Origin of the sequence: Streptococcus sp. 11-4097 (assembly GCF_018215285.2) — a bacterium.
GTDB lineage: Bacteria > Bacillota > Bacilli > Lactobacillales > Streptococcaceae > Streptococcus.
The window spans coordinates 1,312,453-1,337,965 of sequence record NZ_CP185262.1 but is presented as its reverse complement, the minus strand read 5'-3'; the positions used below and the strand labels follow the sequence as shown (position 1 = coordinate 1,337,965).

Sequence of the window (25,513 nt, the reverse complement as noted above, 5' to 3'; positions counted from 1 at the left end):
ATATGTAGAATCTGAACAGGAATTATTTCTGTTCGGATTTTTTTGAAAAATTATCTTATAAATATTCACAAAATTCCTTTTATATGATAAAATAAAACAATCATATTTAATGGAGATGAAGTATGAATATTTTTAGAACTAAAGATGTTAGTTTGGGACGTACTGAAATGCACCGTCATTTAAAAGTATGGGATTTGATTTTATTAGGAATCGGTGCGATGGTAGGAACTGGGATTTTTACCATTACAGGAACCGCAGCAGCAACGCTTGCTGGTCCGTCACTGGTTGTATCTATAGTGATTTCTGCCCTGTGTGTTTCTTTATCCGCCCTATTTTTCGCAGAGTTTGCCTCTCGTGTTCCTGCAACTGGTGGTGCTTATAGTTATTTGTATGCAATTTTGGGTGAATTACCAGCTTGGATTGCTGGTTGGTTGACCATCATGGAGTTCATGACAGCAGTTTCTGGTGTGGCCTCTGGCTGGGCAGCTTATTTTAAAGGCTTGCTCAGTAACTATAGTATTTCAATGCCTCAAGCCTTGAATGGGACCTTTAACCCTGAGCAGGGTACCTATATAGACCTTTTACCTATTTTGGTACTGACACTGGTAACCGGTTTAGTTTTATTAAATTCCAAGGCAGCATTGCGTTTTAATTCGCTTCTAGTCGTCTTGAAATTCTCTGCTCTCGCTTTGTTTATTCTAGTTGGTATCTGGTATATTAAACCAGAAAATTGGTCCAACTTTGCTCCCTTTGGTTTTGGTCAAATTTATGGTGGAAGTACTGGAATAATGGCAGGAGCATCTTTGATGTTCTTTGGTTTCCTAGGATTTGAATCAATTTCTATGGCTGTTGATGAAATTCAAAATCCACAAAAGAATGTCCCACGAGGTATTGTTTTGTCTTTGACAATCGTAACGATTCTCTATGCTCTGGTTACATTAGTATTGACAGGGATTGTTCACTACAGCCAACTCAATGTGGATGATGCTGTAGCATTTTCATTGCGAAGTATAGGAATTGGTTGGGCAGCTAATTATGTGTCATTAGTGGCCATTTTAACCCTAATAACAGTGTGTATTTCTATGACTTATGCCTTATCGCGTATGATTTACAGTTTAGCACGTGATGGTCTTTTACCTCGAAGTTTTAAGCAATTAAGCAAAACAAGTCGTGTTCCTAAAAATGCGACCATCTTAACAGGAGTTGCTTCTGCAATTGCAGCAGGAGTGTTTCCACTGGCTAGTATTGCAGCCTTTCTAAATATTTGTACGCTGGCTTATCTTATCTTACTGGCTTATGGAATTATAAAACTTAGAAAGGATAAGGGAATGCCTAAAGAAGGAGAATTCAAAACTCCCCTAGTTCCCTTGTTACCGATTCTCTCGATTCTAATCTGTCTTTCCTTTATGCTTCAATATAGTGTAGAAACATGGATTGCGTTTGGCATTGCTCTTGTAGTTGGACTTGTGATTTACTTTACTTATGGCTATCGTCATTCTACACTTTCTGAATAAAGAAAAAGCTGGAATTTCCCAGCTTTTTCCTTATTCTTTTATATAGGTAAATCCTTCTCCAAGGATTTCGTGAGCTTCCGTAATAGTTATAAAGGCTTGAGGATCAACTTGATGAATCATTTCCTTCATTTTCACAATTTCATTACGACCAACAATACAATAGATGATTTTTAAATCTTTCTTACTATAGTAGCCTTGACCAGAAAGAAAGGTTACCCCACGTCCGAGTTCATCATTAATCTTTTTAGCTAATTTGTCAGGATACTGAGTAATAATTATAAAGCCTTTTCCAGCGTAGCCACCTTCTCCAATAAAATCAATAACACGAGAAACGATAAAATCAAATAAGAGCGTGTAGGAAACCAATCTCAAGTCCTTGAAGATGAGGAGAATGAGCATGAGAATACAAAAATCTAAGATAAAGAGCAGTTTACCCATGGATATATGAGTGTATTTATTGAGAATACGAGCTAGAATATCAGTACCACCAGTTGTACCTCCAGCATTAAAGATAATTCCAAGACCAATTCCCAATAGAATCCCAGCTATAAGGGCAGTGATTAGTAAATCACCTTGAAGATCAATATGAAGGGGAATACGTTCAAAAAATGCCAACCAGGCTGACAAGGCTAAGGTTCCTAGTAAACTAGAATAGAGGGACTTTGCTCCAAAAATCTTCCAAGCTAGGATGAAAAGGGGAATATTAATAAGCAAGTTCATAAGAGAAACAGGGATTTTAAAAAGATAAAAGGTGATAAGGGTAATACCTGTCGCCCCTCCTTCAAAGAGATGATGGGGAACTACAAAATAAGTCAGACCAAAAGCATAAATAGCAGCACCTAGTAAAATGGTTAAAATGGGATAAATTTTTTTAATCATAGGAACCTCTTTTCTTATAAGTAGATTATATCAAATTTTTAAGGAAAATTTGATTGACTCCATTAGGATTTTTAATCTTTTTTTGATATAATTAAAAGTAAGAAAACCAATCTGAATCCTAAAATAGAAAGATTGATACTATGACAAAAATTAAGATTGTAACCGATTCATCTGTTACTATTGAACCAGAACTAGTAAAACAATTAGATATTACAATTGTTCCACTATCTGTAATGATTGATAATGTTGTTTATTCTGATGCGGATCTGAAAGAAGAAGGTAAATTTCTTCAGTTGATGCAAGCAAGTAAGAATCTTCCAAAAACAAGCCAGCCCCCTGTAGGTGTCTTTGCTGAAGTTTTTGAAGACCTATGCAAGGATGGTAGCCAGATTCTTGCTATTCATATGTCTCATGCTCTTTCTGGTACTGTAGAAGCGGCACGTCAAGGTGCTAGCTTATCTACTGCCGATGTGACAGTTATTGATAGTTCATTCACTGATCAAGCCTTGAAATTCCAAGTTGTTGAGGCTGCGAAGTTAGCACAAGAAGGCAAAGAGTTGGAGGAAATCTTATCTCATGTAGAAGAGGTTAAAAACCACACAGAACTCTATATTGGCGTTTCAACTTTGGAAAATTTAGTAAAAGGTGGACGAATTGGCCGTGTAACTGGATTGTTGAGCTCACTTCTCAATATACGTGTTGTCATGCAGATGAAAGACCATGAATTGCAGCCAATCGTTAAAGGTCGTGGAGCTAAAACTTTTAAAAAATGGTTGGATGAGCTGACAAGTTCGCTAACTGAACGTTCTGTAGCAGAGATTGGGATTTCATATTCTGGTAGTGCTGATTGGGCAAAAGAGATGAAAGAAAGCTTACAAGCTTATGTTGAAAAGCCTATTTCAGTTTTGGAAACGGGCTCTATTATTCAAACTCACACGGGTGAGAATGCTTGGGCTGTTTTAGTACGTTACCACTCCTAAAAAAATAAATAAAATGGGAAGAAATAGCGTTTTTAACTTGACCTAAAAGGGATTTTAGGATATGATTATATTTGTTAATTAGAAATTAAATTGGAGGAATCATTAACATGGCAAACAAACAAGATTTGATCGCTAAAGTAGCAGAAGCTACAGAATTGACTAAGAAAGACTCAGCAGCAGCAGTTGAAGCTGTATTCGCAGCAGTAACTGAGTACCTTGCAGCTGGTGAAAAAGTTCAATTGATCGGTTTTGGTAACTTTGAAGTTCGTGAGCGTGCTGCACGTAAAGGTCGCAACCCACAAACTGGTAAAGAAATCAAAATTGCAGCTTCTAAAGTTCCAGCATTCAAAGCTGGTAAAGCTCTTAAAGACGCTGTTAAATAATCAATCTATAAAAAGCCTATTGTATCAAGCTTTCTAGCTTGAGCAGTAGGCTTTTATTTTTGTTTTGGGGCATTTTTGGGGCAAAACTATAAATTATCTAGCAAATTGAGGATATTGCCATCCATCTTCTTTGTAACGTGTGTAGATTTTGTTTATTGTCCTAGAATCAGAACGTCCTACTCTTGCCATAATTGCTTTTAGAGTTACGCTATTCTGCTTATGAGAGTATGCCTAAAGATGTGGTAGGTGAGGTGCCTATCAATGGATTCTTCAAGTTGTGTATTTGTTTTCAGATTTAAATCTTCAATAGTTTTTACGATTTTTGGCAGTTTTGCTCGTCATGCAGAATTATATTCGATATACTCAAGGTTCACTGTGTAATCAAGAGGCAGGTTTAAGATTAACTTAAATCATTCTGATTTTGACTTTGAAAGATCAAGTTTGATTAGAAAGCTTTGAATGTATTTTATATCGATATAAATCTAAAATGCCTATTTAAAATCATTCATGCTACTATTAAGAGAGCTGATATAGCTCCCTTAGATTTTTTTTGGTAAAAAGTCCACCACTCTTCTAAAAAAGTGAAATTTACTTTAATATATAGATTAGATACTGCAACAAATGGTCATTATGCTACTATTGTATATGGATATAATGCTGAAAAGTTGAAGAAATTTAAATGTCGACTGAATAAGACAGATATAGGATAAGAAGAGAGAGCCAGATATCCTTTTATCTTTATATTATCGTGATTCCTTAATTTTAATGGATACAGTAGAAAACGAAATTGTAGAAGTAAAAAAATTGAAAAGCAGTTGGAATTTATTGCTAATCTCTGAGATGATGTAACTATTAATGATTTACTGAAATAAACAGATTTGGCAAAAATTATGTCTATCTTTACAGAATTTTTTGCTCACTTAGTAGGTGATGTAGAGCCAAAAAGGAAGTGATGGCACTTGAGCAAATTTTCAAACGTTTTTATAGTTTTATCAGGCAAGTTAAAGAGGGGCTTCTGGTGTGAGTATTCGTGATTTCATGGAAGGGACTAATGGAGTCCTGGCAACAATTGAAAAAGTGATAAATAAGAAGTAATCGATTTAGCTGGTTTTGAACCTTAACTTGTCAATGTAGCTATAAGAGAGTATAGTAATGTTAAAAATATGGGGACTATATGGATAAGCAATTTGTTATACCAGTGAGAGTTGATGAGAGAATTTTAAATAAACTCGACTTTGTATCAACAAAGCCACAATAAGGACGATCAGAAACGATTGGTAAAGTCTATAGTGAGCTGGGGAGAAAGATGACTAGAAAAGGATTGATTTAGGCACATATTTGGTTAGGTGTGGCTATTTCTGCCTTAGCACTCTATACCTACACGATTGTTTATATTTTTAATTATGATATAGAAGAAAATGGAAGAAATCTTTGTAACTTTTATTATGTTGGTAATTTATGCACCATTCTTTCCGTTATTTTTGATATCAGTTGGAGGATTATCTTTATTGGTTTGCGTAGAATTAGCTTATCGTAATTTGCAACGATATAAAGAAATTAAAAAGTCCTTTCTTTTTGATAGTACTTTTACAAATAAAAGTCTTAGTAATATAATAGAACTATAGAATGGGAGGTGGAAGAAATGTTTCGAAAAGAAAAAGCACGCAAGAGATTTTACTTTTGGTTTATTATTTTTATCCTTTATCTTTCTTTTGGATTGTATTGTATTTGTACAAATTTTGGAGATACCTTGGGTATGATTTTACTATCACCTTTTATCTTTGCTTCCCTGCCACTCTATGCTTATTTAGTCCTTGGTTTGTTTATCTGGGGGTTCATGAGTCTTGCTATGGATGATGTTATGGATCTTTAGTTAAAGGAAAGCTAAGATCGAGAAAGGACACATTTCGTCCTTTCTTTTTTGATAGATATAGTTTTTATTTTTTAAAGAGAATTTTTTTACAAAAATTCTTGGATATCTTGTTTATTTATGCTATAATGGGAACAATTATTTTTAGGAGGTGCAGTATGTCTTATTTGTTTGAGATATTACCGAGTTTATTGAGCGGTGCAAGCATGACTTTGCAGGTTTTTGCACTGGTCTTGATTTTTTCTATTCCCTTGGGCGTTTTGATTGCCTTTGCCTTGCAAGTCCATTGGAAGCCCCTCCATCATCTGATTAACATTTATATCTGGATCATGCGAGGCACACCCTTGCTCTTGCAATTGATCTTTATCTATTATGTGCTCCCAAGCATTGGGATCCGTTTGGATCGTCTTCCTGCGGCCATTATTGCCTTTGTTTTGAATTATGCGGCTTACTTTGCTGAAATCTTCCGTGGAGGGATTGATACCATTCCTAAAGGCCAATATGAGGCTGCTAAGGTTTTGAAGTTTGGTTCTTTTGACACAGTCCGCTATATTATCTTGCCTCAGGTGACTAAGATTGTTCTTCCTAGTGCATTTAATGAGGTTATGAGTTTGGTTAAGGATACTTCCCTGGTCTATGCTCTAGGCATTTCAGACCTTATCTTGGCTAGTCGAACAGCTGCCAACCGTGATGCCAGTCTTGTTCCCATGTTCTTGGCAGGAGCCATTTACTTGATTTTGATTGGGATTGTGACAATCATTTCCAAAAAAGTTGAGAAGAAGTACAGTTACTATAGATAGGAGGCTGGAATGTTAGAATTACGAAATATCAATAAAGGGTTTGGTGAAAAGCAAATTTTGTCCAATTTCAGTCTAAAGATTCCTGAAAAGCAAATCCTAGCTATCGTTGGGCCTTCGGGTGGAGGTAAGACGACTCTCTTACGCATGCTTGCGGGCCTTGAAACCATTGATTCAGGGGAAATTTTTTATAATGGAAAACCTTTAGAATTGGATGAACTGGAGAAGCGCAATCTACTGGGATTTGTATTCCAAGATTTTCAACTGTTCCCTCATTTATCAGTTCTAGACAATTTGACCTTATCGCCTGTGAAAACCATGGGAATGAAGCAGGATGAGGCTGAGAAGAAGGCGCGAGGGCTTTTGGAACAATTAGGACTGGCTGGTCATGCAGACGCCTATCCTTTCTCACTATCTGGTGGGCAAAAGCAAAGGGTGGCCTTGGCGCGTGCTATGATGATTGATCCAGAAATCATTGGCTACGATGAACCAACTTCGGCTCTAGATCCAGAATTGCGCTTGGAAGTGGAAAAACTAATCTTGCAAAATAGGGAACTTGGCATGACGCAGATTGTGGTTACCCACGATTTACAGTTCGCTGAAAATATCGCAGATCAAATTCTCAAGGTTGAACCTAAGTAGGAGGTGCCAATGACTAATAAGAAAATTGCTTTAGTATTGGTTTCGCTCCTGACTCTCTTTTTAACGGCTTGTACTCAGAAGGCTAGTGATCCAAAGCAGGATAACTGGGATAAATATCAAGAGCAGGGGACCATTACTATTGGTTTTGACAATACCTTTGTACCTATGGGATTTGAAGAAAAGAATGGCCAATATACAGGCTTTGATATTGATTTGGCGCAAGCAGTTTCTGAAAAATTAGGTGTCAAGGTGCAATTCCAGCCAATCGACTGGGATATGAAGGAGACGGAACTGCAAAATGGAACCATAGATGCCATTTGGAATGGCTATTCTGCGACTGATGAGCGCCGAGAGAAGGTTGCTTTTAGTATTTCTTATATGGAAAATCAGCAGGTTCTGGTTGCTAAGAAAAACCAGCAGATTCATTCAGTAGAGGATATGAAGGATAAGGCCTTGGGAGTCCAAGCTGGGTCCTCTGGTTATCTTGACTTTGAGGCCCAGCCAGATTTATTGAAAAGTCGTGTCAAAGACCAGAAGGCCAATCAATACCAGAGTTTTAATGAGGCCTTGATTGATTTGAAAAATGACCGTATTGATGCCTTGTTAATTGACCGAGTGTATGCCAATTATTATCTTCAGTCTGAAGGAATATTAAATGACTATAATGTCTTTTCAGCTGGATTTAAGAGTGAATCCTTTGCGGTCGGAGTTAGACCAGCTGATAAAAGATTATTAACAGCATTAAATCAGGCCTTTATCGAACTATACCAAGAAGGAAAGCTCCAAGAAATCAGCCAAAAATGGTTTGGAGAAGATGTGGCAACAAAAGAAGTGAAAAGTAGAGATTGAGTTTTTCCTCAGTCTCTTTTTGCATCAAAAAATCCTCTGGCAAGTACCAGAGGATAAGAGTTTATTTCATTGTTGGGAAGAGCAATACATCACGGATAGTGGTTGTATCAGTTAGGAGCATGCAGAGACGGTCGATACCGATTCCCAAACCACCTGTTGGTGGCATACCATATTCAAGAGCTTCAATGTAATCGTAGTCGATACCTGTTGCCTCATCGTCACCAAGTTCTTTAGCTTTAGCTTGGGCTTCAAAACGGCTAAGTTGGTCGATTGGATCATTCAATTCAGTAAAGGCATTTCCGTACTCTTTGGTCATGATGAAGAGTTCGAAACGGTCAGTAAAGCGTTCGTCTTCAGGATTCTTCTTAGCTAGTGGAGATACAGCTACTGGATGTCCATAGACAAAGGTCGGTTGGATCAAGGTTTCTTCAACAAACTCTTCAAAGAAGGCATTGATGATGTGGCCAACTTCAGTGTAGTGTTTCTCAACAGGAACTTTCTTCTCAGCAGCAATAGCTTTGGCTTCTTCCAAAGTCATGTTTTGCCAGAAATCGATACCAGTAATTTCTTTGATAGCATCCACCATGTGAACACGTTTAAATGGTTCATTGATTTTGATTTCAGTACCTTGGTAGTTAACTGGGCCATCACCTTTAACTGATTTAGCAGCGTGTTGGATAATGCCTTCAGTTAAGTCCATGATGTCTTGGAAGTCTGCATAAGCTTGGTAAACTTCGATAGAAGTAAACTCCGGGTTATGAGTAGCATCCATTCCTTCGTTACGGAAGATACGGCCGATTTCATAGACACGTTCCATACCACCCACGATAAGGCGTTTCAAGTGAAGCTCAGTCGCGATACGAAGCACCATGTCAATGTTTTGGGCATTATGGTGGGTGATAAATGGACGGGCAGAAGCACCACCGGCTTCATTATGAAGAACAGGTGTTTCCACTTCAAGGAAACCTTTTTGGTCAAGATAACGACGGATTTCAGAAATGATTTTTGAACGAGTGACAAAGCGCTCAAAGCTTTCACGGTTAGAAATCAAGTCAAGGTAACGTTTACGGTAAATTGTTTCAACGTCTGTCAAACCGTGGAATTTCTCAGGAAGTGGGCGAAGTGCCTTAGACAAGTGTGTAATGTGAGTCGCCTTGATAGAGAGTTCTCCCATATCCGTACGCATCACTTCACCTTCGACACCAAGGAAGTCACCAAGGTCTGCTTTTTTGAAGATTTCGTAGTTTTCTTCACCGACAGCATCCTTACGAACGTAGATCTGGATTTGACCTTCACGGTCTTGAAGGTGGGCAAATCCTACTTTACCTTTACCACGTTTAGTTACCAAGCGTCCTGCGATAGTAGCTGTTTCGTTTTTATCATGTAATTGTTCTTTATCGAGGTCGGCATATTTATCTTTTAATTCTTGTGAATTTGCAGTGCGTTCAAAGCGTTTTCCGAAAGGATCGATTCCTTGTTCACGGAGTGCAGCCATTTTTTCACGGCGAACGATCTGCTGGTCATTTAGTTCTTCCATATGTTCTGTTGACATGGGATCCTCCTAGTTTTACTCAAAATTGAATACGATGAGTCATTTTTGCGATACTCCCATTTTATCATAAATAAGCAAGAAATTCACGGATAATCTTTCAAAACTAAAAAGAACTTGACGCTAAAATCAAGTTCTGTTATTGATAGGAAGTATCATTCCAAGTATCGAGAGTAAATGTTTCAAAATCATGGGTTTCTAGAATGGTCAGGCTGGCATTTGCTAGACCGCCATCTTTACGAAGAAGTGGTTCTTTATAACCTAGAAGAGTACGAAGACTGGCAGTAAGATTGGCACCGTGACCAACAATTAGAATACGCTCAGCTGGACTATCTTTTAATGATTTGATAAATTGGATAGTTCGTTGTGTTGTGCTATAGAGGGATTCGGCTCCAAACATTTGAGTGTCAAATTGAGCAAGATTAGATCGGAAAGCTTTGATTTGTTGTGGGTAAATAGCTTCCAAGGTTGCGATTTTCAAACCTTCTAATTTCCCCAGTTGCCATTCACGGAGATTAGGAACACTTTCTAAAGGACAGGGCGTCTTGAGTTGACTTTGGATAATTTCAGCAGATTTGACCGCTCGAGGTAAATCACTTGAATAAATCTGATCAAAAGGAATATCCTTGAGATAATGGCCTAGTTTTTTGAGGATGTCAATGGATTCAGGAAGAAGGGGAGAATCTCCACTAGCGCCTTGAAAGCGTCCTTCTTGGTTCCAGAGGGTACGGCCGTGGCGGACAAAGTAGAGTTTCATTCTTAGTTGCCCTCCAAGATATCTACAAAGTCAGCTTTTACAAAGCTAGCCAAGTCTTGCGGTGCGACGATAATGCTGTGACCAACTTCGCCTGCAGAGACAATCATTTGATCCAAGTCTAGAGCAATCTTATCGATAAAAATGGGATAATTGTGTTTCTGACGAATTCCGACAGGATTATTTGCTCCATGAATGTAACCAGTTGTTTTTTCCAAGTCCTTTTGTGGAATCATGCTCACTTTTTTATTGCCAGAAATTTTGGCTAGTTTCTTTTCCGACAAGTGTTGAGTGATAGGGACAATTCCGATAATCGGTCCTGTTTTATCCCCCAAAAGAGCCAAGGTTTTGAAAATCTGATCTCGTTCATAATCTTGAGGAAGTTCTCCTTCCAGGGCATTGATTTGAATCCCCTGATGTGGGATACCTGCTTTAGACAGGATTTGTTCCACCAATGTTTTTTTGACTTTAACTTTTTTTGCCATTATTTATATTTATCCTCCAATTGGCTCATCCAAATACCAAGCCAGATTCCCAGTGCAAAGAAGAAGGCGATGATGACATACCCAACAAGAGAAATACCAGTGTATTGGATACTTTCAGCGTTTCCTGCATTTGGAATCAAGATCAAAAGGGTACTTGATAGGACGATACCGATGATGAAATGATAGACGCGTGAGTGGTAGTTGTTTAAGGCATAATCCATCAATTTTGAAAAAATAATGAGAGTTGCACCTGCCCCGATTCCAATCGGGAAGAAGGTTCCCAAGAGGTCAAAGGTTTTAAAACCAGTCAACATAGGAGCATAGAGACCCAAAATCAAAAGTAGATTTGATGGACTGAGGCCAGGAACTAATACGCCAAGAGCCAGCAGTGCACCTGCTAGGACGAAATTAAGAAAGTTGGCGCTCAAGGTTCCAACGACAAAATTTAAGGCATAGAGTCCTAATCCAGAAATGATAAAGGTTGTCCAGAACCAAGCTAAATCAATCTTGTCTCGGTCAGATTCTCGAGTTGATTCTTTGAGAAGGCTAGGAACTGTACCAATGATGGCACCCGCAAAGCTCCATAAGACAAAGACCTGATAATTTTCAAGCAGGTATTCAATCGGGTAGGAAAATAAGCCGATTCCCAGAAGCATACCGATGGCAACTGGAATAAAGTACAAAACATTTTCTTTAAAGTCTTTAAAGGGATGAGCTAGAAAGCCAATCATTCGTTCATAAATACCTAAGATTGCTGCTAAAACCCCTCCGGAAATTCCCGGTAGAATAAATCCCAGAGCAATGACAATCCCTTTAATAACGCGTGCTAACCATGAGAGCATATTTTTCCTCCAACTATTTCTATTTCAAAAAATCCTTACTATATTGTATCACAATCTAAAACAAAAAGAAAAAGCAAATGAGAAACAAATGCTTTTAAGGTTTTAAAAAGAGTTTTCTAAAGGTTTCTTCTTTATTTTTTAAAGAAGAGATGACGTTGATATCCAAATCGTGGTCAAAGCCAGCAATTTTTCCTTTAGAAGTGTACTGGTGAATGTCATAATCTATATCAGTCTTAGGAGTTGCCTCGTAAAATCCTGAGTCAGAACCATAGGAAGGAATCCACACAGACGTAAACTTGTCAGTATCAATACTGTGTTCTTCCATGAAATAGACCCCAACGTAGATTCCGATATTTTTAGCACCTAGTGATTCTAGTTTTGCACGAAAGGCTTCAACACCTTCGTTCATATTGGACATGGTTTTTTCTTCCACATCTAGCCAATAGTAGCTAGGGCTGTATGGCGATGCGGAATTATAAAAACTTTCAGCAGCCTTTTCCATTTCTTGGATACTTTTTCCAGCTACATAGGCATAGACCCCAACTGGGACATTTCGTTTTTGAAACTCGGTAATATGGGTTTTAAAGGCCTTGTCTACCCCATTAACAAAGGAAGCATCATTCTCTTTTGAAGACTGAGCGCCACTATGGACGCGAACAATAGCTCCTGAAATGTTTTGGGAGAGAGTATCGTAATTAATTTCCTCAGGTCGTTGCCAACCAGAAACATCAATCACCGGTTTATCTATATTATGTAGCGCTTGCGATTCTACTTGCGCGATATTTGACTTTGTTTTTACAGGATGGTCCTCAAAACGAGGGCGATTTAGGATTAAAATTAAAATCATAATCCCAAAAAAACCAAACAAAATAAGCGGATTAATTTTCTTTCTCATATCTTATAATTTTACCTTATAAATGAAAAAAAATCAAAAAAAAATACTCAAAAAATGGGTTAATAGAGGACTTTAGAGCATTTTTTCATTCAAGAGCGCGGAATGATTTGAAATATGGTATAATAAAAGGGAATTTCTAGAGAAAAGAGAAGATTATGTCAAATTATGCCATTATTTTAGCAGCGGGTAAAGGAACTCGTATGAAGTCGGATTTGCCAAAAGTTTTGCACAAGGTTGCAGGTATTTCCATGTTGGAACATGTTTTCCGAAGTGTGGGAGCTATCCAACCTGAAAAGACAGTAACAGTTGTTGGACACAAGGCAGAATTGGTTGAAGAGGTCTTGGCTGGACAGACAGAATTTGTGACTCAATCTGAACAGTTAGGGACTGGTCATGCGGTTATGATGACAGAGCCAATTTTGGAAGGTTTGTCAGGTCACACCTTGGTCATCGCAGGAGATACTCCTTTAATCACAGGTGAAAGCTTGAAAAACTTGATTGATTTCCACATCAATCATAAAAATGTGGCTACTATCTTGACTGCTGAAACAGATAATCCTTTTGGCTATGGACGAATTGTACGTAATGACAATGCTGAAGTTCTTCGCATTGTGGAGCAGAAGGATGCTACAGATTTTGAGAAACAAATCAAGGAAATCAATACTGGAACATATGTTTTTGATAACGAGCGTTTGTTTGAGGCTTTGAAAAATATCAATACCAATAACGCTCAAGGTGAATACTATATTACAGATGTCATTGGCATTTTCCGTGAAGCTGGTGAAAAAGTTGGCGCTTATACTTTGAAAGATTTTGATGAAAGTCTTGGAGTAAACGACCGTGTGGCTCTTGCGACTGCTGAGTCGGTTATGCGTCGTCGCATCAATCATAAACACATGGTCAATGGGGTCAGCTTTGTCAACCCAGAAGCAACTTATATCGATATTGATGTTGAGATTGCTCCTGAAGTTCAAATCGAAGCCAATGTTACCTTGAAAGGGCAAACGAAAATTGGTGCTGAGACTGTTTTGACAAATGGAACGTATATAGTGGATAGCACTATCGGAGCAGGAGCTGTTATTACCAACTCTATGATTGAGGAAAGTAGTGTTGCAGACGGTGTGACAGTCGGTCCTTATGCCCACATTCGTCCAGGTTCAAGCCTAGCTACCCAAGTCCACATTGGGAACTTTGTTGAGGTGAAAGGCTCTTCAATCGGTGAGAATACTAAGGCTGGTCATTTGACTTATATCGGAAATTGTGAAGTGGGTAGCAAGGTTAATTTTGGTGCTGGAACCATTACAGTCAACTATGACGGCAAAAACAAATACAAAACAGTCATTGGTAACAATGTCTTTGTTGGTTCAAATTCAACCATTATTGCGCCAGTTGAGTTAGGTGACAATTCCCTCGTTGGTGCTGGTTCAACGATTACTAAAGACGTGCCAGCGGATGCTATTGCTATTGGTCGTGGTCGTCAGGTCAACAAAGACGAATATGCAACACGCCTTCCTCATCATCCTAAGAATCAGTAGGAGCCTATCATGGAATTTGAAGAAAAAACGCTTAGCCGAAAAGAAATCTATCAAGGACCAATATTTAAACTAGTCCAAGATCAGGTTGAATTACCAGAAGGTAAAGGAACTGCCCAACGGGATTTGATTTTCCACAATGGGGCTGTCTGTGTTTTAGCCGTAACGGATAAACAAAAACTCATCTTGGTCAAGCAGTATCGCAAAGCTATCGAGGCTGTCTCTTACGAAATTCCAGCCGGAAAGTTGGAAGTAGGAGAAAATGCAGATCCTGTCGCAGCAGCCCTTCGTGAATTAGAGGAAGAAACAACCTATACAGGAAAGTTAGAACTCTTGTACGATTTTTACTCAGCAATTGGCTTTTGTAATGAAAAATTAAAACTATACCTAGCAAGCGATTTGATAAAGGTGGAAAATCCGCGTCCGCAGGATGAGGATGAAACCTTGGAAGTTCTTGAAGTAAGCTTAGAGGAAGCCAAGGAATTGATCCAATCAGGTCATATCTGTGATGCCAAGACAATTATGGCTGTTCAGTATTGGGAATTGCACAAAAAATAGAGGAGGTCAGTATGGGTAAACCTTTATTAACGGATGAAATGATTGAAAGAGCTAATAGAGGCGAAAAAATTTCGGGTCCCCCTTTGCTAGATGATGAGGAGACTAAGATTTTACCAACCTCTTCTTCCCGTTTTGGTTATGCCAATCCTAAGGATCATGGTTTTAGCCAGGAAACCTTGAAGATTCAGGTCGAACCGTCTATTCATAAAAGCCGTCGCATTGAAAATACCAAGAGAAATGTCTTCAATTCTAAGTTGAATAAAATCTTATTTGCTGTCATCTTTCTCTTGATTTTGCTTGTCTTAGCAATGAAACTTTTGTAATAGAAAAGGAATTGAAATGAAAATAGGAATTATTGCGGCTATGCCAGAAGAACTAGCGTATCTGGTCCAGCATCTAGAAAATGCCCAGAAGCAAGTTGTTTTAGACAATACCTATCACACAGGAACCATTGCCTCTCATGAAGTCGTTCTTGTAGAAAGTGGAATTGGTAAGGTCATGTCTGCTATGAGTGTGGCGGTTTTGGCTGATCATTTCCAAGTGGATGTTCTAATTAATACGGGATCAGCTGGGGCAGTAGCAGAAGGTATTGCTGTTGGAGATGTCGTGATTGCTGACAAATTAGCCTATCATGATGTGGATGTTACAGCTTTTGGCTATGCTTATGGACAAATGGCGCAACAACCACTTTATTTCGAATCGGATAAAACCTTTGTTGCCAAAATCCAAGAGAGTTTATCTCAATTGGACCAAAAATGGCATCTTGGATTGATTGCTACAGGAGATAGTTTTGTTGCAGGAAATGATAAGATAGAAGCGATTAAGTCTCATTTCCCAGATGTTTTGGCTGTTGAGATGGAGGGGGCAGCTATTGCTCAGGCAGCGCATGCTCTTAATCTTCCAGTCTTAGTCATCCGAGCTATGAGTGACAATGCAAATCATGAAGCAAACATCTCTTTTGATGAGTTTATTATCGAAGCTGGACGTCGCTCTGCCCAAGTCTTGTTAGCCTTTTTGAAGGCTTTAGATTAAGCGGAAATTTGACAGTTTTTCTAGCTTATGATAAGATTTAAGTAAAGAAAAGCTAGAAAACGTTTCAGAGGATATTATGAGTATTGAAATGACCGTCAGTGAGATTGCAGAGGTCTTAGGATTGTCTCGCCAAGCAATCAATAACCGTGTCAAAGAATTACCAGAAGAAGACACAGATAAAAATGACAAAGGGGTAACAGTCGTTACCAGAAGTGGCTTGATTAAGCTAGAAGAAATCTATAAAAAAACGATTTTTGAAGATGAGCCTGTCAGTGAAGATGTCAAGCAGCGTGAACTGATGGAGATTCTGGTTGATGAGAAGAATGCAGAAATTCTTCGTCTCTATGAACAATTAAAAGCCAAGGATCGTCAGTTATCAGAAAAAGACGAGCAGATGCGCATCAAAGACCGTCAGATTGCTGAGAAAGACAAACAACTCGATCAGCAGCAACAATTGACCCTTCAAGCCATGAAGGATCAAGAAAATCTTAAGCTAGAGCTGGACCAAGCAAAAGAAGAAGTCCAATCCACTAAGAAAGGCTTTTTTGCTCGTTTATTTGGAGGATAATCAAGGAGCTGTTTAGGTTAAATGCTAACCTGATGGCTTCTTTTATTTCTAAATAGTATAGTTGCTCAAGTAATACTCAATGAAAATCAAAGAGCAAACTAGGAAACTAGCCGCAGGCTGTACTTGAGTACGGCAAGGCGACGTTGACGTGGTTTGAATTTGATTTTCGAAGAGTATAAAATAACAGTATAGGAGAGGTAGAAAATGGAACGATTAGAAGATTACATTGCTTTTGACTTAGAATTTAATCAGCATGAAGGACAAACACACTTGATTCAAGTATCGGCAGTGCGTTTTAGAGATGGTCAGGAAATCGATGCCTATGATTCCTATGTCCATACTAGTGTGCCTCTAAAGAGTTTTATCAATGGTTTGACTGGAATTACAGCTGAAACCTTAAAAGATGCTCCTCCAGTGGAGAAAGTTATAAAAGATTTCCAAGAGTTTGTGGGTTCTTTACCCATGGTTGGCTACAATGCTGCTAAAAGTGATCTACCTATTTTAGCGGATCATGGTTTAGACTACAGTCAGCAGTATAAGGTGGACTTGTATGATGAAGCTTTTGAACGTCGGAGTTCGGATTTACACGGTATTGCCAATCTCAAATTGCAAACTGTTGCCTCATTTCTTGGATTTCAAGGTCAGTCTCATAATAGTCTAGAGGATGCACGGATGACGGCGCGTGTTTACGAGTCCTTCCTAGAGTCAGACCAGGCTAGAGAATTGTTAGAGACAGAAAGTAGCCTATCAAACAATCCTTTTGGAGGCTTGGATTTGTCACAATTATTTGACTAGGAGTGCCTATGAAACCTGAAAAACCTAAAAATCTAGGTTTTAAGCAGATATACTTTAATCTAGATAAAATACTCTTTCTATTTTTCTTGACTTTCATGATGATTGAGTTTGTCTGGTTACCATCAAATTCTTGGATTGCTGGACTTTTACTCCGTCAGACAGGCTATCTCTTTCTTTCCTACAATAATATTTTTGCCATTATAACGGGTTCACCCTTTATTAGTTTTGCTTTATTTGTTCTGGTAATTGTTAATTTATTGGTCGCCTATTACCAGATAGGACTTCTCTTTATCGGTGCTCGGCATTTATTATGCCATGAAAAGAGGACCTTGCTAGAGTACAGTCGCAAGGTCTTTCATCAAAGTTTCTTGTTTTTGAAGCAAGTCACGCTTTCCAAGATAGCCTTTATCTTCTTTTATGTCATGATGCTCTTTCCATTGATTCGAAAGATTTTAAAGATTTACTACCTCAATAAAATTGTCATTCCAGACTTTATCGTTGATTATGTGGAAGACAAGTATTGGCTAGTAGGTATAGTGGTTACTATTCTGGCTTTACTTCTATTTTACATTTCAGTGCGTTTCATGTTTGCCCTCCCTCAGCTTTTATTTGAGAAAAAAACAGTCAAAGAAGCAGTCAGATACAGTCTAGAGAAGACAAAAAATCACTCCTGGTTTTATATTTGGAACTTGCTTTGGATTATCGTCAAAACGTATCTATTTTTCATTCTTCTGTTGATTCCTATCTTAGCAAGTCAGGCACTGATGGATGGTTTGACCCATAAGGAATCTCTTGTGATGGGAATTATTAACTTTGTCTTGATTAAGAATTTCCACTATATGGCCTTGACTTACTTTCTCATTAAGTTTGTTTCCTTCTTAACAGGAGAAGAACTAGAAATCACACCGAGGAGAAAGAAAGACCACTGGATGAGATGGGGAGTGATGGGCTGTGCTTGTATCTTTTTCGCTCTTGAGGGTTATGTTTATTTAGAAGCTCCAGTCGCCAATAAACCATTAATCATTTCTCACAGGGGAGTATCTAATAAGAATGGTGTGCAAAATACAGTCCAATCACTAGAAAAAACCGCTCAGTTATCTCCAGATTTCGTTGAGACAGATGTTCAGGAAACAAAAGATGGTCAGTTTGTCATGATGCATGATGCCAATATCAAGAATCTGACAGGAGTTAATGCCAATCCTCAGGATCTCACTTTGGAAGAATTAACCAAACTCAATATTTCAGAAAATGGTTATCATAGCAAGGTGTCTAGTTTTGATGACTATCTCAATAAAGCCAATGAATTGCATCAAAAACTCCTTATTGAAATTAAAACCAGTCGAAAAGATAGTCCAGATATGATGAAACGCTTTATGGAAAAATATGGAACTGTTCTTAAGCAGAATGGTCACCAAATGCAATCCTTAGACTACCATGTGATTGACCAGGTTTTAGCCTACGATTCACAAATTCCAGTCTATTTCATCCTACCTTACAATAGTATCTTTCCAAGAACCAAGGCTACAGGTTATACCATGGAGTATTCAACTTTAGATGAAAATTTTGTCAACAAGCTTTGGAATACCGATCAGAAATTGTACGTGTGGACCATCAATAGTTCAGAGTCCTTTGATAAATCTGTTCATTTGGGAGCTGATGGCATGATAACGGATAATTTGGAAATGATTCAAGATCAGGTTACCATTGCCCAAGAGGACCCAGAGTATACGGATTTACTGTTCAAACAGGCTATGGAATTCTTTAATTTTTAGTAATAAAAAAGAGCCTGAGACAAAATAGTTCTCAACCATAAAAAAGCAACGGCAAATCCGTTGCTTTTTTGGAGATAAGGGGCTATTGTCCCAAGCTCAGTCTTGAGATAAGGTCCTTAGAAACTCGTATTCTATGGATCTTATTTTAAATCAGAGGTTGGCGAAGGCCAACCTTATTTAATATAGAGTTCTTGATTTTTCAAAACAATTTCTCGTACACTTGCAAACTTTTTGAGTTTTTTAAGCTCTTCTGGATGGGTTACGAGAGTGATAACATAGCCGTCTTTGCCCATACGGCCAGTACGCCCAGCACGGTGAGTGTAGGTTTCAATATCTCTAGGAACATCAAAGTTTACGACGCATTCTAGGCTATCGATATCAATTCCACGAGCCAAAAGGTCAGTTGCAAGAAGCAGGGTTAGTTGCTTGTCTTTAAACTTTTCTAAGATGACTTTTCTAAATTTGACATTGACATCACTAGCGAGGGAAACAGCCAGGATATCCCGATATTGTAGTTTTTCTTCTGCACTTCCAAGGTCTGATAGGCTGTTAAAGAAGACTAGACCACGGAAATCCTCTACATGAGCCAGTTTTCGTAGTATATCCACTCGGTGACGTTGATCTACCTGCATGTAGAAGTGCTGGATGTTGTCCAATTTTTGGTCAGAAAGATCAATGGTACGTGTGTTAGGCGCAATCTTCTTTTGGTCAAACTTGGTTGTCGCACTCATATAGACAAGTTGGTGGTCACGAGGTGCGTAGTGAGTAATTTTCTCGACAAAGTGTATCTGAGAATCATCTAGCAATTGGTCGAATTCATCCAGGATGATGGTTTCCACATTCATCATCTTGATTTTTTTCAATTTAATTAGTTCAAAGATACGGCCAGGAGTTCCAATCAGAATTTCTGGTCCTTTTTTTAGGCGTTCAATCTGGCGTTTCTGACTCGAACCTGATAAGAAGAGTTGGGCAGTTAAGCCGATAGCTTCAGCCCATGTTTTACACACTTCAAAAATTTGTCCAGCAAGCTCAGTATTTGGTGCTAGAATCAAGAGTTGTTGGGCTTTTTTCTTTTGTAGTCTGAGAAGACTTGGTAGAAGGTAAGCTAGGGTCTTACCAGTTCCTGTAGGGCTCACTCCTAGGAGGTTTTCTCCAGCAAGAAGGGACTCAAATAGTTGGGTTTGAATGGGAGTGAATTCTTGGAAACCGAGTTGGTCACTCAGTTCTTGCCATTCAGTCGGTAGTTTGGTTTTCATTTTTCTGCCTCAAATCTAATGCCAGCAGTCTGGCGCATGGTATATAGTAGCTCATGAACAGAACTTGCATCTTCCAGCCAAGTTTGGTAGAGATTCAGATCTGGTTGCTGGATCATGTGTGCAATTGCAGCGACTTCCTCAGTCATCGTATGAGGAGCCTGTTGGATAGGGAGTTGGACTTGATTGCCTTGATGGTCGGTAAAAATAGCCGAGCTGACATGTTCGATGGTGTTGAGCGTCAGGGTTCCATCTGTCGTATAAATCTCGCAAGCGAGATTGGAAGTGATGTTTTTCCCGGCCTTGATATGAACTTGGAAGTCAGGATAGAAGAGAATTCCGTCTCCATTTAGGTCAACGCTATTGTCAAGCTGTTGCCCTTGATAGGTTGCATCCTGAGCTTTTCCAAAGAGACGAACGGCAGCGTAGAGAGGATAAATCCCCAAATCCATAAGCGCTCCACCAGCAAAACGATCTGAAAAGACATTTGGTGTCTGTCCAGCCAACAAGTTAGGCATTTTGGAAGAATACTTGGCATAGTTGAAATCTGCTCCCAAAATTTGTTTGTCTGCTAAAAAGTTTTTGATGATAGTGAAAGCTTTTTCATGGTAGTTCCGTGCCGCTTCGAATATAAAACAGTGATTTTTCTCAGCGGTATGTCTCAAATCTAGCCATTCTTGTGGCTGAGTGACGGCTGGCTTTTCAAGAATGACATGTTTACCTGCAGACAATGTAGCTTTTGCCTGAGCAAAATGCAAGGAGTTTGGGCTAGCAATATAGACCACATCAAAGGAGTTCTTGAAGAAGTCCTCTACTTTATCAAAGAGTTGGATATTCTGGTAGCGAGAAGCAAAGGTTGCTGCAGTTTCTAGTTTTCTAGAATAGACTGCGACCAGCTTGTATTCTCCACTGGAATGGGCTGCTTCTATGAAGTGGTGGCTGATAGCCCCTGTTCCGATGACACCTAATTTAAGCATAGTTACTCCTTTTCCGATTTCAAATCCTTCTTTCATTATAACATAGATAGACAGGACTATCCAACATAGGGTAAAAAATTTCAAATAAGCTACTAGGTCTTTTCCAAAGAAAGTGGTACAATAATGAGATGAGTAAATGAAATGGGAGGGAAAATGAGGTTATTACCTATAAGAAAAATATCACGTCAGTCTAAGAGGCTAGCGCTTTTTTTGACGTTTTGTGCAGGATATGTAGATGCCTATACGTTTATTGTGCGAGGGAATACTCTTGTAGCTGGACAAACTGGGAATGTCGTATTTCTTTCAGTGGGACTTATTCAACATAATGTGTCAGATGCGAGTGCTAAAGTAATGACCTTGCTAGCTTTTATGATGGGGGTCTTTTTACTAACAGTTTATAAGGAAAAATTGCGAATTGTGAAAAAACCAATTTTGTCACTGATTCCTTTGGGAATCTTATCAATAGTTATCGGTTTTGTGCCGCAGACTGTAGATAATATCTATCTAGTGCCACCCTTGGCCTTCTGTATGGGGTTGGTGACAACTGCTTTTGGAGAAGTGTCGGGTATTGCCTACAATAACGCTTTTATGACAGGGAACATCAAACGGACCATGCTGGCTTTTGGAGATTATTTTAGAACTAAGCACACTCCTTTTTTGCGTGAAGGTTTCATATTTGTTAGCCTGCTTAGTAGTTTTGTCCTTGGTGTGGTCTTTTCAGCCTATTTGACGATTTTCTATCATGAAAAGACCATTCTTGGTGTTCCTATTATGATGAGTATTTTTTACCTCAGCATGCTTTTTGCATCTTGGCAGAAAAAAGTAAAAGAAAAAGCTTCATTTTAGGTGTTATTACTTGTAAGAAAATAGGAGATATGCTATACTTGAAGAGTTGACTATGCACGATCCTGTGCAACCGCACGAACATCGTTGCTTGATTATTCAAGTTTAAGTGGTTCGTCCCACGATGCTAGGCGAGTCTTCACAAAAAATTCGGGGAAACCCATAAAAATCATAGGAGGTGCATAATGAGCACATACGCAATTATCAAAACTGGCGGAAAACAAGTTAAAGTTGAAGTTGGTCAAGCAGTTTACGTTGAAAAATTGAACGTTGAAGCTGGTCAAGAAGTTACTTTTAACGAAGTTGTTCTTGTTGGTGGTGAAAACACTGTTGTCGGAACTCCACTTGTTGCTGGAGCTACTGTAGTTGGAACTGTTGAAAAACAAGGAAAACAAAAGAAAGTTGTTACTTACAAGTACAAACCTAAAAAAGGTAGCCACCGTAAACAAGGTCACCGTCAACCATATACAAAAGTTGTCATCAACGCAATCAACGCTTAATTTTAAGGAGAACACATGATACAGGCAGTCTTTGAGAGAGCCGAAGATGGCGAGCTGAGGAGTGCGGAAATTACTGGACACGCCGAGAGTGGCGAATACGGCTTAGATGTCGTGTGTGCATCGGTTTCTACGCTTGCCATTAACTTTATCAATTCTATTGAGAAATTTGCAGGCTATGAACCAATCCTAGAATTAAACGAAGATGAAGGTGGCTATCTGATGGTTGAAATTCCAAAAGATCTTCCTTCACACCAGAGAGAAATGACCCAGTTATTCTTTGAATCATTTTTCTTAGGTATGGCAAACTTATCGGAGAACTCTTCTGAGTTCGTCCAAACCAGAGTTATCACAGAAAACTAACACGGAGGAAAACATTATGTTAAAAATGACTCTTAACAACTTGCAACTTTTCGCCCACAAAAAAGGTGGAGGTTCTACATCAAACGGACGTGATTCACAAGCAAAACGTCTTGGAGCTAAAGCAGCTGACGGACAAACTGTAACAGGTGGATCAATCCTTTACCGTCAACGTGGTACACACATCTATCCAGGTGTAAACGTTGGACGTGGTGGAGACGATACTTTGTTCGCTAAAGTTGAAGGCGTAGTACGCTTTGAACGTAAAGGACGCGATAAAAAACAAGTTTCTGTTTACCCAATCGCTAAATAAAAAGGTCCAGTGAACCTTTTTATCCCGAGCCTTGAAATCTAAAGGCGAGGAAGCTAGAAGTAGCATTAAATAAGGCTTTCCGAGTTTTCGGAGAGTCTATTTTTTCGTTTTGGTACCCATGATTTTTTCATTCTTAGTGTAGATGCATTTTATGAGTAACATTATTTTTCTTCGATGGAAAACTTCTAAAATATGGTATAATGAAAAGATAAAGAAGTTGGGGGTAGAAGATGAACATTCAACAATTACGCTATGTTGTGGCTATTGCGAATAGTGGTACTTTCCGTGAAGCTGCTGAAAAGATGTATGTTAGTCAGCCGAGTCTGTCTATTTCTGTTCGTGATTTGGAAAAAGAGTTGGGGTTTAAGATTTTCCGTCGGACCAGCTCAGGGACTTTCTTGACCCGTCGTGGTATGGAATTCTATGAAAAAGCGCAAGAATTGGTTAAAGGATTTGATATTTTTCAAAATCAGTATGCCAACCCTGAGGAAGAAAAAGATGAATTTTCCATTGCTAGTCAGCACTATGACTTCTTGCCACCAACCATTACGGCTTTCTCAGAGCGCTATCCTGACTATAAGAACTTCCGTATTTTTGAATCTACTACTGTTCAAATCTTAGATGAAGTAGCGCAAGGTCACAGTGAGATTGGGATTATCTACCTTAACAATCAAAATAAAAAAGGGATCATGCAACGGGTTGAAAAGTTAGGCCTTGAGGTCATTGAATTGATTCCCTTCCATACCCATATTTATCTTCGTGAGGGGCATCCTTTAGCCCAGAAAGAGGAATTGGTCATGGAGGATTTAGCGGATCTACCAACGGTTCGTTTCACTCAAGAGAAAGACGAGTACCTTTATTATTCAGAGAACTTTGTTGATACCAGTGCGAGCTCACAGATGTTCAATGTGACAGACCGTGCTACCTTGAATGGTATTTTGGAGCGGACGGATGCCTATGCGACTGGTTCTGGATTTTTAGATAGTGACAGTGTTAATGGTATTACAGTTATTCGTCTCAAGGATAACCTAGATAATCGCATGGTCTATGTTAAACGTGAAGAGGTGGAGCTTAGTCAAGCTGGGACTCTCTTTGTAGAAGTCATGCAAGAATATTTTAATCAGAAGAGGAAATCATGAAAAAAAGAGGAATAGTGGCAGTCATTGTATTGCTTTTGATTGGGCTTGATCAGTTAGTCAAGTCCTATATCGTCCAGCAGATTCCACTGGGTGAAGTGCGCTCTTGGATTCCCAATTTCGTTAGCTTGACCTACCTGCAAAATCGAGGGGCAGCCTTTTCTATCTTACAAGATCAGCAGTTGTTATTCGCTGTCATTACTCTGGTTGTCGTGGTTGGTGCCATTTGGTATTTACATAAACACATGGAGGACTCACTCTGGATGGTCTTGGGTTTGACCTTGATTATTGCAGGTGGTCTTGGAAACTTTATTGACAGGATCAGTCAGGGCTTTGTTGTGGATATGTTTCATGTGGACTTTATCAATTTTGCAATTTTCAATGTGGCAGATAGCTATCTGACTGTTGGAGTGATTATTTTATTGATTGCAATGTTAAAAGAGGAAATAAATGGAAATTAAAATTGAAACTGGTGGCCTGCGTTTAGATAAGGCTTTGTCGGATTTGACAGAATTATCACGCAGTCTCGCGAATGAACAAATCAAATCAGGCCAGGTCTTGGTCAATGGTCAAGTCAAGAAAGCTAAATACACAGTTCAAGAGGGCGATGTCGTCACTTACCATGTACCAGAACCTGAGGTCTTAGAGTATGTGGCTGAGAATCTTCCGCTAGAAATCATCTACCAAGATGAGGATGTAGCCGTCGTTAACAAGCCTCAGGGGATGGTTGTGCATCCGAGTGCTGGTCATACTAGTGGAACTCTGGTAAATGCCCTCATGTACCATATCAAGGACTTGTCGGGTATCAATGGGGTTCTACGTCCAGGAATTGTTCACCGTATTGATAAGGATACGTCAGGCCTTCTCATGATTGCTAAAAACGATGAGGCACATCTAGCACTTGCCCAAGAACTCAAGGATAAAAAGTCTCTCCGCAAATATTGGGCGATTGTTCATGGAAATTTGCCCAATGATCGGGGTGTAATTGAAGCACCGATTGGCCGGAGTGAAAAAGACCGTAAGAAACAGGCTGTGACTGCTAAAGGGAAACCTGCAGTGACGCGTTTTCACGTCTTGGAGCGCTTTGGTGATTATAGCTTAGTAGAGTTGCAACTGGAGACAGGGCGTACCCATCAAATCCGTGTTCACATGGCTTATATCGGCCATCCAGTCGCTGGTGATGAAGTCTATGGTCCACGTAAGACCCTGAAAGGGCATGGACAATTTCTTCATGCTAAAACCCTAGGCTTTACCCATCCGAGAACAGGTGAGACCTTGGAATTTACTGCAGATATCCCAGAAATTTTTAAGGAAACATTGGAGAAATTGAGAAAGAATTAGACGTGATAAAAGGTTGAGATGACTTGTCTCGACCTTTTTCCTATCAACTCTTTTCTATTTCCTGTCATTCATGTTATAATGGATAAATATGAAGAAT

General features: G+C 39.0%; 28 protein-coding genes, 1 pseudogene and 1 other annotated feature. Of the genes and pseudogenes, 20 read left to right on the top strand and 9 right to left on the bottom strand.

Going from position 1 to position 25,513, the window contains the following annotated elements:
* Positions 1–122: 122 nt before the first annotated feature.
* Positions 123–1,514 carry an APC family permease gene (locus KB197_RS06635; RefSeq protein WP_064277012.1) on the top strand — a complete coding sequence of 464 codons (1,392 nt, stop codon included), beginning with the start codon at positions 123–125 and terminating at the stop codon, positions 1,512–1,514.
* 30 nt (positions 1,515–1,544) lie between these two features.
* Here KB197_RS06635 and KB197_RS06630 read toward each other — a convergent pair whose 3' ends face one another.
* Positions 1,545–2,393, bottom strand: a complete 849-nt coding sequence (locus KB197_RS06630; RefSeq protein ID WP_212573490.1) for a YitT family protein — start codon at positions 2,391–2,393, stop codon at positions 1,545–1,547.
* Between the two features lie 140 nt (positions 2,394–2,533).
* On the opposite strand from KB197_RS06630, the gene KB197_RS06625 reads away from it, so the two are divergent.
* From KB197_RS06625 to KB197_RS06605, 5 genes are all read left to right on the top strand, one after another.
* Positions 2,534–3,373, top strand: a complete 840-nt coding sequence (locus KB197_RS06625; protein WP_212573491.1) for a DegV family protein — start codon at positions 2,534–2,536, stop codon at positions 3,371–3,373.
* Positions 3,374–3,480: 107 nt separating this feature from the next.
* Entirely contained in the window at positions 3,481–3,756 is a 276-nt protein-coding gene (locus KB197_RS06620) for an HU family DNA-binding protein (RefSeq protein ID WP_001284640.1), read from the top strand.
* A 2,028-nt stretch (positions 3,757–5,784) separates the two neighbouring features.
* Positions 5,785–6,426 (top strand): amino acid ABC transporter permease, encoded by a 642-nt coding sequence (locus tag KB197_RS06615; protein ID WP_125385969.1) that lies wholly within the window; start codon positions 5,785–5,787, stop codon positions 6,424–6,426.
* A 9-nt stretch (positions 6,427–6,435) separates the two neighbouring features.
* Positions 6,436–7,065: an amino acid ABC transporter ATP-binding protein gene (locus KB197_RS06610; protein ID WP_212573492.1), complete on the top strand. Its 630-nt coding sequence runs from the start codon at positions 6,436–6,438 to the stop codon at positions 7,063–7,065.
* Positions 7,066–7,074: 9 nt separating this feature from the next.
* Complete coding sequence (locus KB197_RS06605) at positions 7,075–7,914, top strand: amino acid ABC transporter substrate-binding protein (RefSeq protein WP_064275905.1); 840 nt, start codon at positions 7,075–7,077, stop codon at positions 7,912–7,914.
* A gap of 61 nt (positions 7,915–7,975) precedes the next feature.
* Here the strand turns inward: KB197_RS06605 and lysS are convergent, their stop codons facing one another.
* The 5 genes from lysS to KB197_RS06580 form a co-directional block, all read right to left on the bottom strand.
* Positions 7,976–9,466: a lysine--tRNA ligase gene (gene lysS / locus KB197_RS06600; protein WP_212573493.1), complete on the bottom strand. Its 1,491-nt coding sequence runs from the start codon at positions 9,464–9,466 to the stop codon at positions 7,976–7,978.
* 136 nt (positions 9,467–9,602) lie between these two features.
* On the bottom strand, positions 9,603–10,220 hold the full coding sequence (locus KB197_RS06595; RefSeq protein WP_212573494.1) for a histidine phosphatase family protein: 618 nt from the start codon (positions 10,218–10,220) through the stop codon (positions 9,603–9,605).
* 2 nt (positions 10,221–10,222) lie between these two features.
* Positions 10,223–10,702: an aminoacyl-tRNA deacylase gene (locus KB197_RS06590; protein WP_042751369.1), complete on the bottom strand. Its 480-nt coding sequence runs from the start codon at positions 10,700–10,702 to the stop codon at positions 10,223–10,225.
* The gene (locus KB197_RS06585) at positions 10,702–11,544 is read right to left on the bottom strand and encodes a DUF368 domain-containing protein (RefSeq protein WP_049491386.1); all 843 of its coding nucleotides are present in this window, start codon (positions 11,542–11,544) and stop codon (positions 10,702–10,704) included. Before KB197_RS06585 ends, KB197_RS06590 begins: the two co-directional genes overlap by 1 nt.
* 94 nt (positions 11,545–11,638) lie before the next feature.
* The gene (locus KB197_RS06580) at positions 11,639–12,439 is read right to left on the bottom strand and encodes a glycoside hydrolase family 25 protein (protein ID WP_064275902.1); all 801 of its coding nucleotides are present in this window, start codon (positions 12,437–12,439) and stop codon (positions 11,639–11,641) included.
* 155 nt (positions 12,440–12,594) lie between these two features.
* On the opposite strand from KB197_RS06580, the gene glmU reads away from it, so the two are divergent.
* The 7 genes from glmU to KB197_RS06545 all read left to right on the top strand — a co-directional run bounded on the left by glmU (position 12,595) and on the right by KB197_RS06545 (position 18,696).
* Entirely contained in the window at positions 12,595–13,974 is a 1,380-nt protein-coding gene (gene glmU, locus KB197_RS06575) for a bifunctional UDP-N-acetylglucosamine diphosphorylase/glucosamine-1-phosphate N-acetyltransferase GlmU (RefSeq protein WP_049510237.1), read from the top strand.
* 9 nt (positions 13,975–13,983) lie between these two features.
* Entirely contained in the window at positions 13,984–14,529 is a 546-nt protein-coding gene (locus KB197_RS06570) for an NUDIX hydrolase (protein ID WP_212573495.1), read from the top strand.
* An 11-nt stretch (positions 14,530–14,540) separates the two neighbouring features.
* Positions 14,541–14,852, top strand: coding sequence for a cell wall synthase accessory phosphoprotein MacP (gene macP / locus KB197_RS06565; protein ID WP_000517861.1), 312 nt, complete (start codon positions 14,541–14,543; stop codon positions 14,850–14,852).
* Between the two features lie 16 nt (positions 14,853–14,868).
* Positions 14,869–15,561 carry a 5'-methylthioadenosine/adenosylhomocysteine nucleosidase gene (locus KB197_RS06560; protein WP_049510241.1) on the top strand — a complete coding sequence of 231 codons (693 nt, stop codon included), beginning with the start codon at positions 14,869–14,871 and terminating at the stop codon, positions 15,559–15,561.
* Positions 15,562–15,637: 76 nt separating this feature from the next.
* Entirely contained in the window at positions 15,638–16,129 is a 492-nt protein-coding gene (rocS, locus tag KB197_RS06555; protein WP_000021242.1) for a chromosome segregation protein RocS, read from the top strand.
* A gap of 204 nt (positions 16,130–16,333) precedes the next feature.
* Positions 16,334–16,924 (top strand): 3'-5' exonuclease, encoded by a 591-nt coding sequence (locus KB197_RS06550; protein ID WP_064275899.1) that lies wholly within the window; start codon positions 16,334–16,336, stop codon positions 16,922–16,924.
* Between the two features lie 8 nt (positions 16,925–16,932).
* A complete protein-coding gene (locus KB197_RS06545; protein ID WP_064275898.1) occupies positions 16,933–18,696 on the top strand; it encodes a glycerophosphoryl diester phosphodiesterase membrane domain-containing protein in 1,764 nt (587 codons plus the stop codon).
* A gap of 173 nt (positions 18,697–18,869) precedes the next feature.
* Here the strand turns inward: KB197_RS06545 and KB197_RS06540 are convergent, their stop codons facing one another.
* Both KB197_RS06540 and KB197_RS06535 read right to left on the bottom strand, forming a co-directional pair.
* Positions 18,870–19,952 carry a DEAD/DEAH box helicase gene (locus KB197_RS06540; protein WP_064275897.1) on the bottom strand — a complete coding sequence of 361 codons (1,083 nt, stop codon included), beginning with the start codon at positions 19,950–19,952 and terminating at the stop codon, positions 18,870–18,872.
* Positions 19,949–20,926: a Gfo/Idh/MocA family protein gene (locus KB197_RS06535; protein WP_212573496.1), complete on the bottom strand. Its 978-nt coding sequence runs from the start codon at positions 20,924–20,926 to the stop codon at positions 19,949–19,951. The genes KB197_RS06540 and KB197_RS06535 overlap by 4 nt, the downstream gene beginning before the upstream one ends.
* Positions 20,927–21,079: 153 nt before the next feature.
* Here KB197_RS06535 and KB197_RS06530 point away from each other — a divergent pair, with 153 nt between their 5' ends.
* From KB197_RS06530 to rpmA, 4 genes are all read left to right on the top strand, one after another.
* Positions 21,080–21,772, top strand: a complete 693-nt coding sequence (locus KB197_RS06530) for a YoaK family protein (RefSeq protein WP_064275914.1) — start codon at positions 21,080–21,082, stop codon at positions 21,770–21,772.
* A 58-nt stretch (positions 21,773–21,830) separates the two neighbouring features.
* Positions 21,831–21,918, top strand: a sequence feature (ribosomal protein L21 leader region).
* Between the two features lie 36 nt (positions 21,919–21,954).
* Positions 21,955–22,269: a 50S ribosomal protein L21 gene (gene rplU, locus KB197_RS06525; RefSeq protein WP_000109141.1), complete on the top strand. Its 315-nt coding sequence runs from the start codon at positions 21,955–21,957 to the stop codon at positions 22,267–22,269.
* 15 nt (positions 22,270–22,284) lie between these two features.
* Positions 22,285–22,629 carry a ribosomal-processing cysteine protease Prp gene (locus tag KB197_RS06520; protein ID WP_000613699.1) on the top strand — a complete coding sequence of 115 codons (345 nt, stop codon included), beginning with the start codon at positions 22,285–22,287 and terminating at the stop codon, positions 22,627–22,629.
* A gap of 16 nt (positions 22,630–22,645) precedes the next feature.
* The gene (rpmA, locus tag KB197_RS06515; protein WP_000916509.1) at positions 22,646–22,939 is read left to right on the top strand and encodes a 50S ribosomal protein L27; all 294 of its coding nucleotides are present in this window, start codon (positions 22,646–22,648) and stop codon (positions 22,937–22,939) included.
* Between the two features lie 166 nt (positions 22,940–23,105).
* Here the strand turns inward: rpmA and KB197_RS06510 are convergent.
* Positions 23,106–23,177 (bottom strand): annotated as a pseudogene (locus KB197_RS06510) (AraC family transcriptional regulator); the annotation flags it as partial.
* Between KB197_RS06510 and KB197_RS06505 the strand changes: the two are divergent.
* Genes KB197_RS06505 through KB197_RS06495 form a run of 3 tightly spaced genes read left to right on the top strand, consistent with a single transcriptional unit; the run spans position 23,170 to position 25,416 of the window.
* On the top strand, positions 23,170–24,078 hold the full coding sequence (locus KB197_RS06505) for a LysR family transcriptional regulator (protein ID WP_001025694.1): 909 nt from the start codon (positions 23,170–23,172) through the stop codon (positions 24,076–24,078). The pseudogene KB197_RS06510 and the gene KB197_RS06505 overlap by 8 nt on opposite strands.
* A complete protein-coding gene (gene lspA / locus KB197_RS06500) occupies positions 24,075–24,536 on the top strand; it encodes a signal peptidase II (RefSeq protein WP_020901753.1) in 462 nt (153 codons plus the stop codon). Before KB197_RS06505 ends, lspA begins: the two co-directional genes overlap by 4 nt.
* Positions 24,526–25,416, top strand: coding sequence for an RluA family pseudouridine synthase (locus KB197_RS06495; RefSeq protein WP_064275895.1), 891 nt, complete (start codon positions 24,526–24,528; stop codon positions 25,414–25,416). The genes lspA and KB197_RS06495 overlap by 11 nt, the downstream gene beginning before the upstream one ends.
* Positions 25,417–25,513 lie beyond the last annotated feature (97 nt).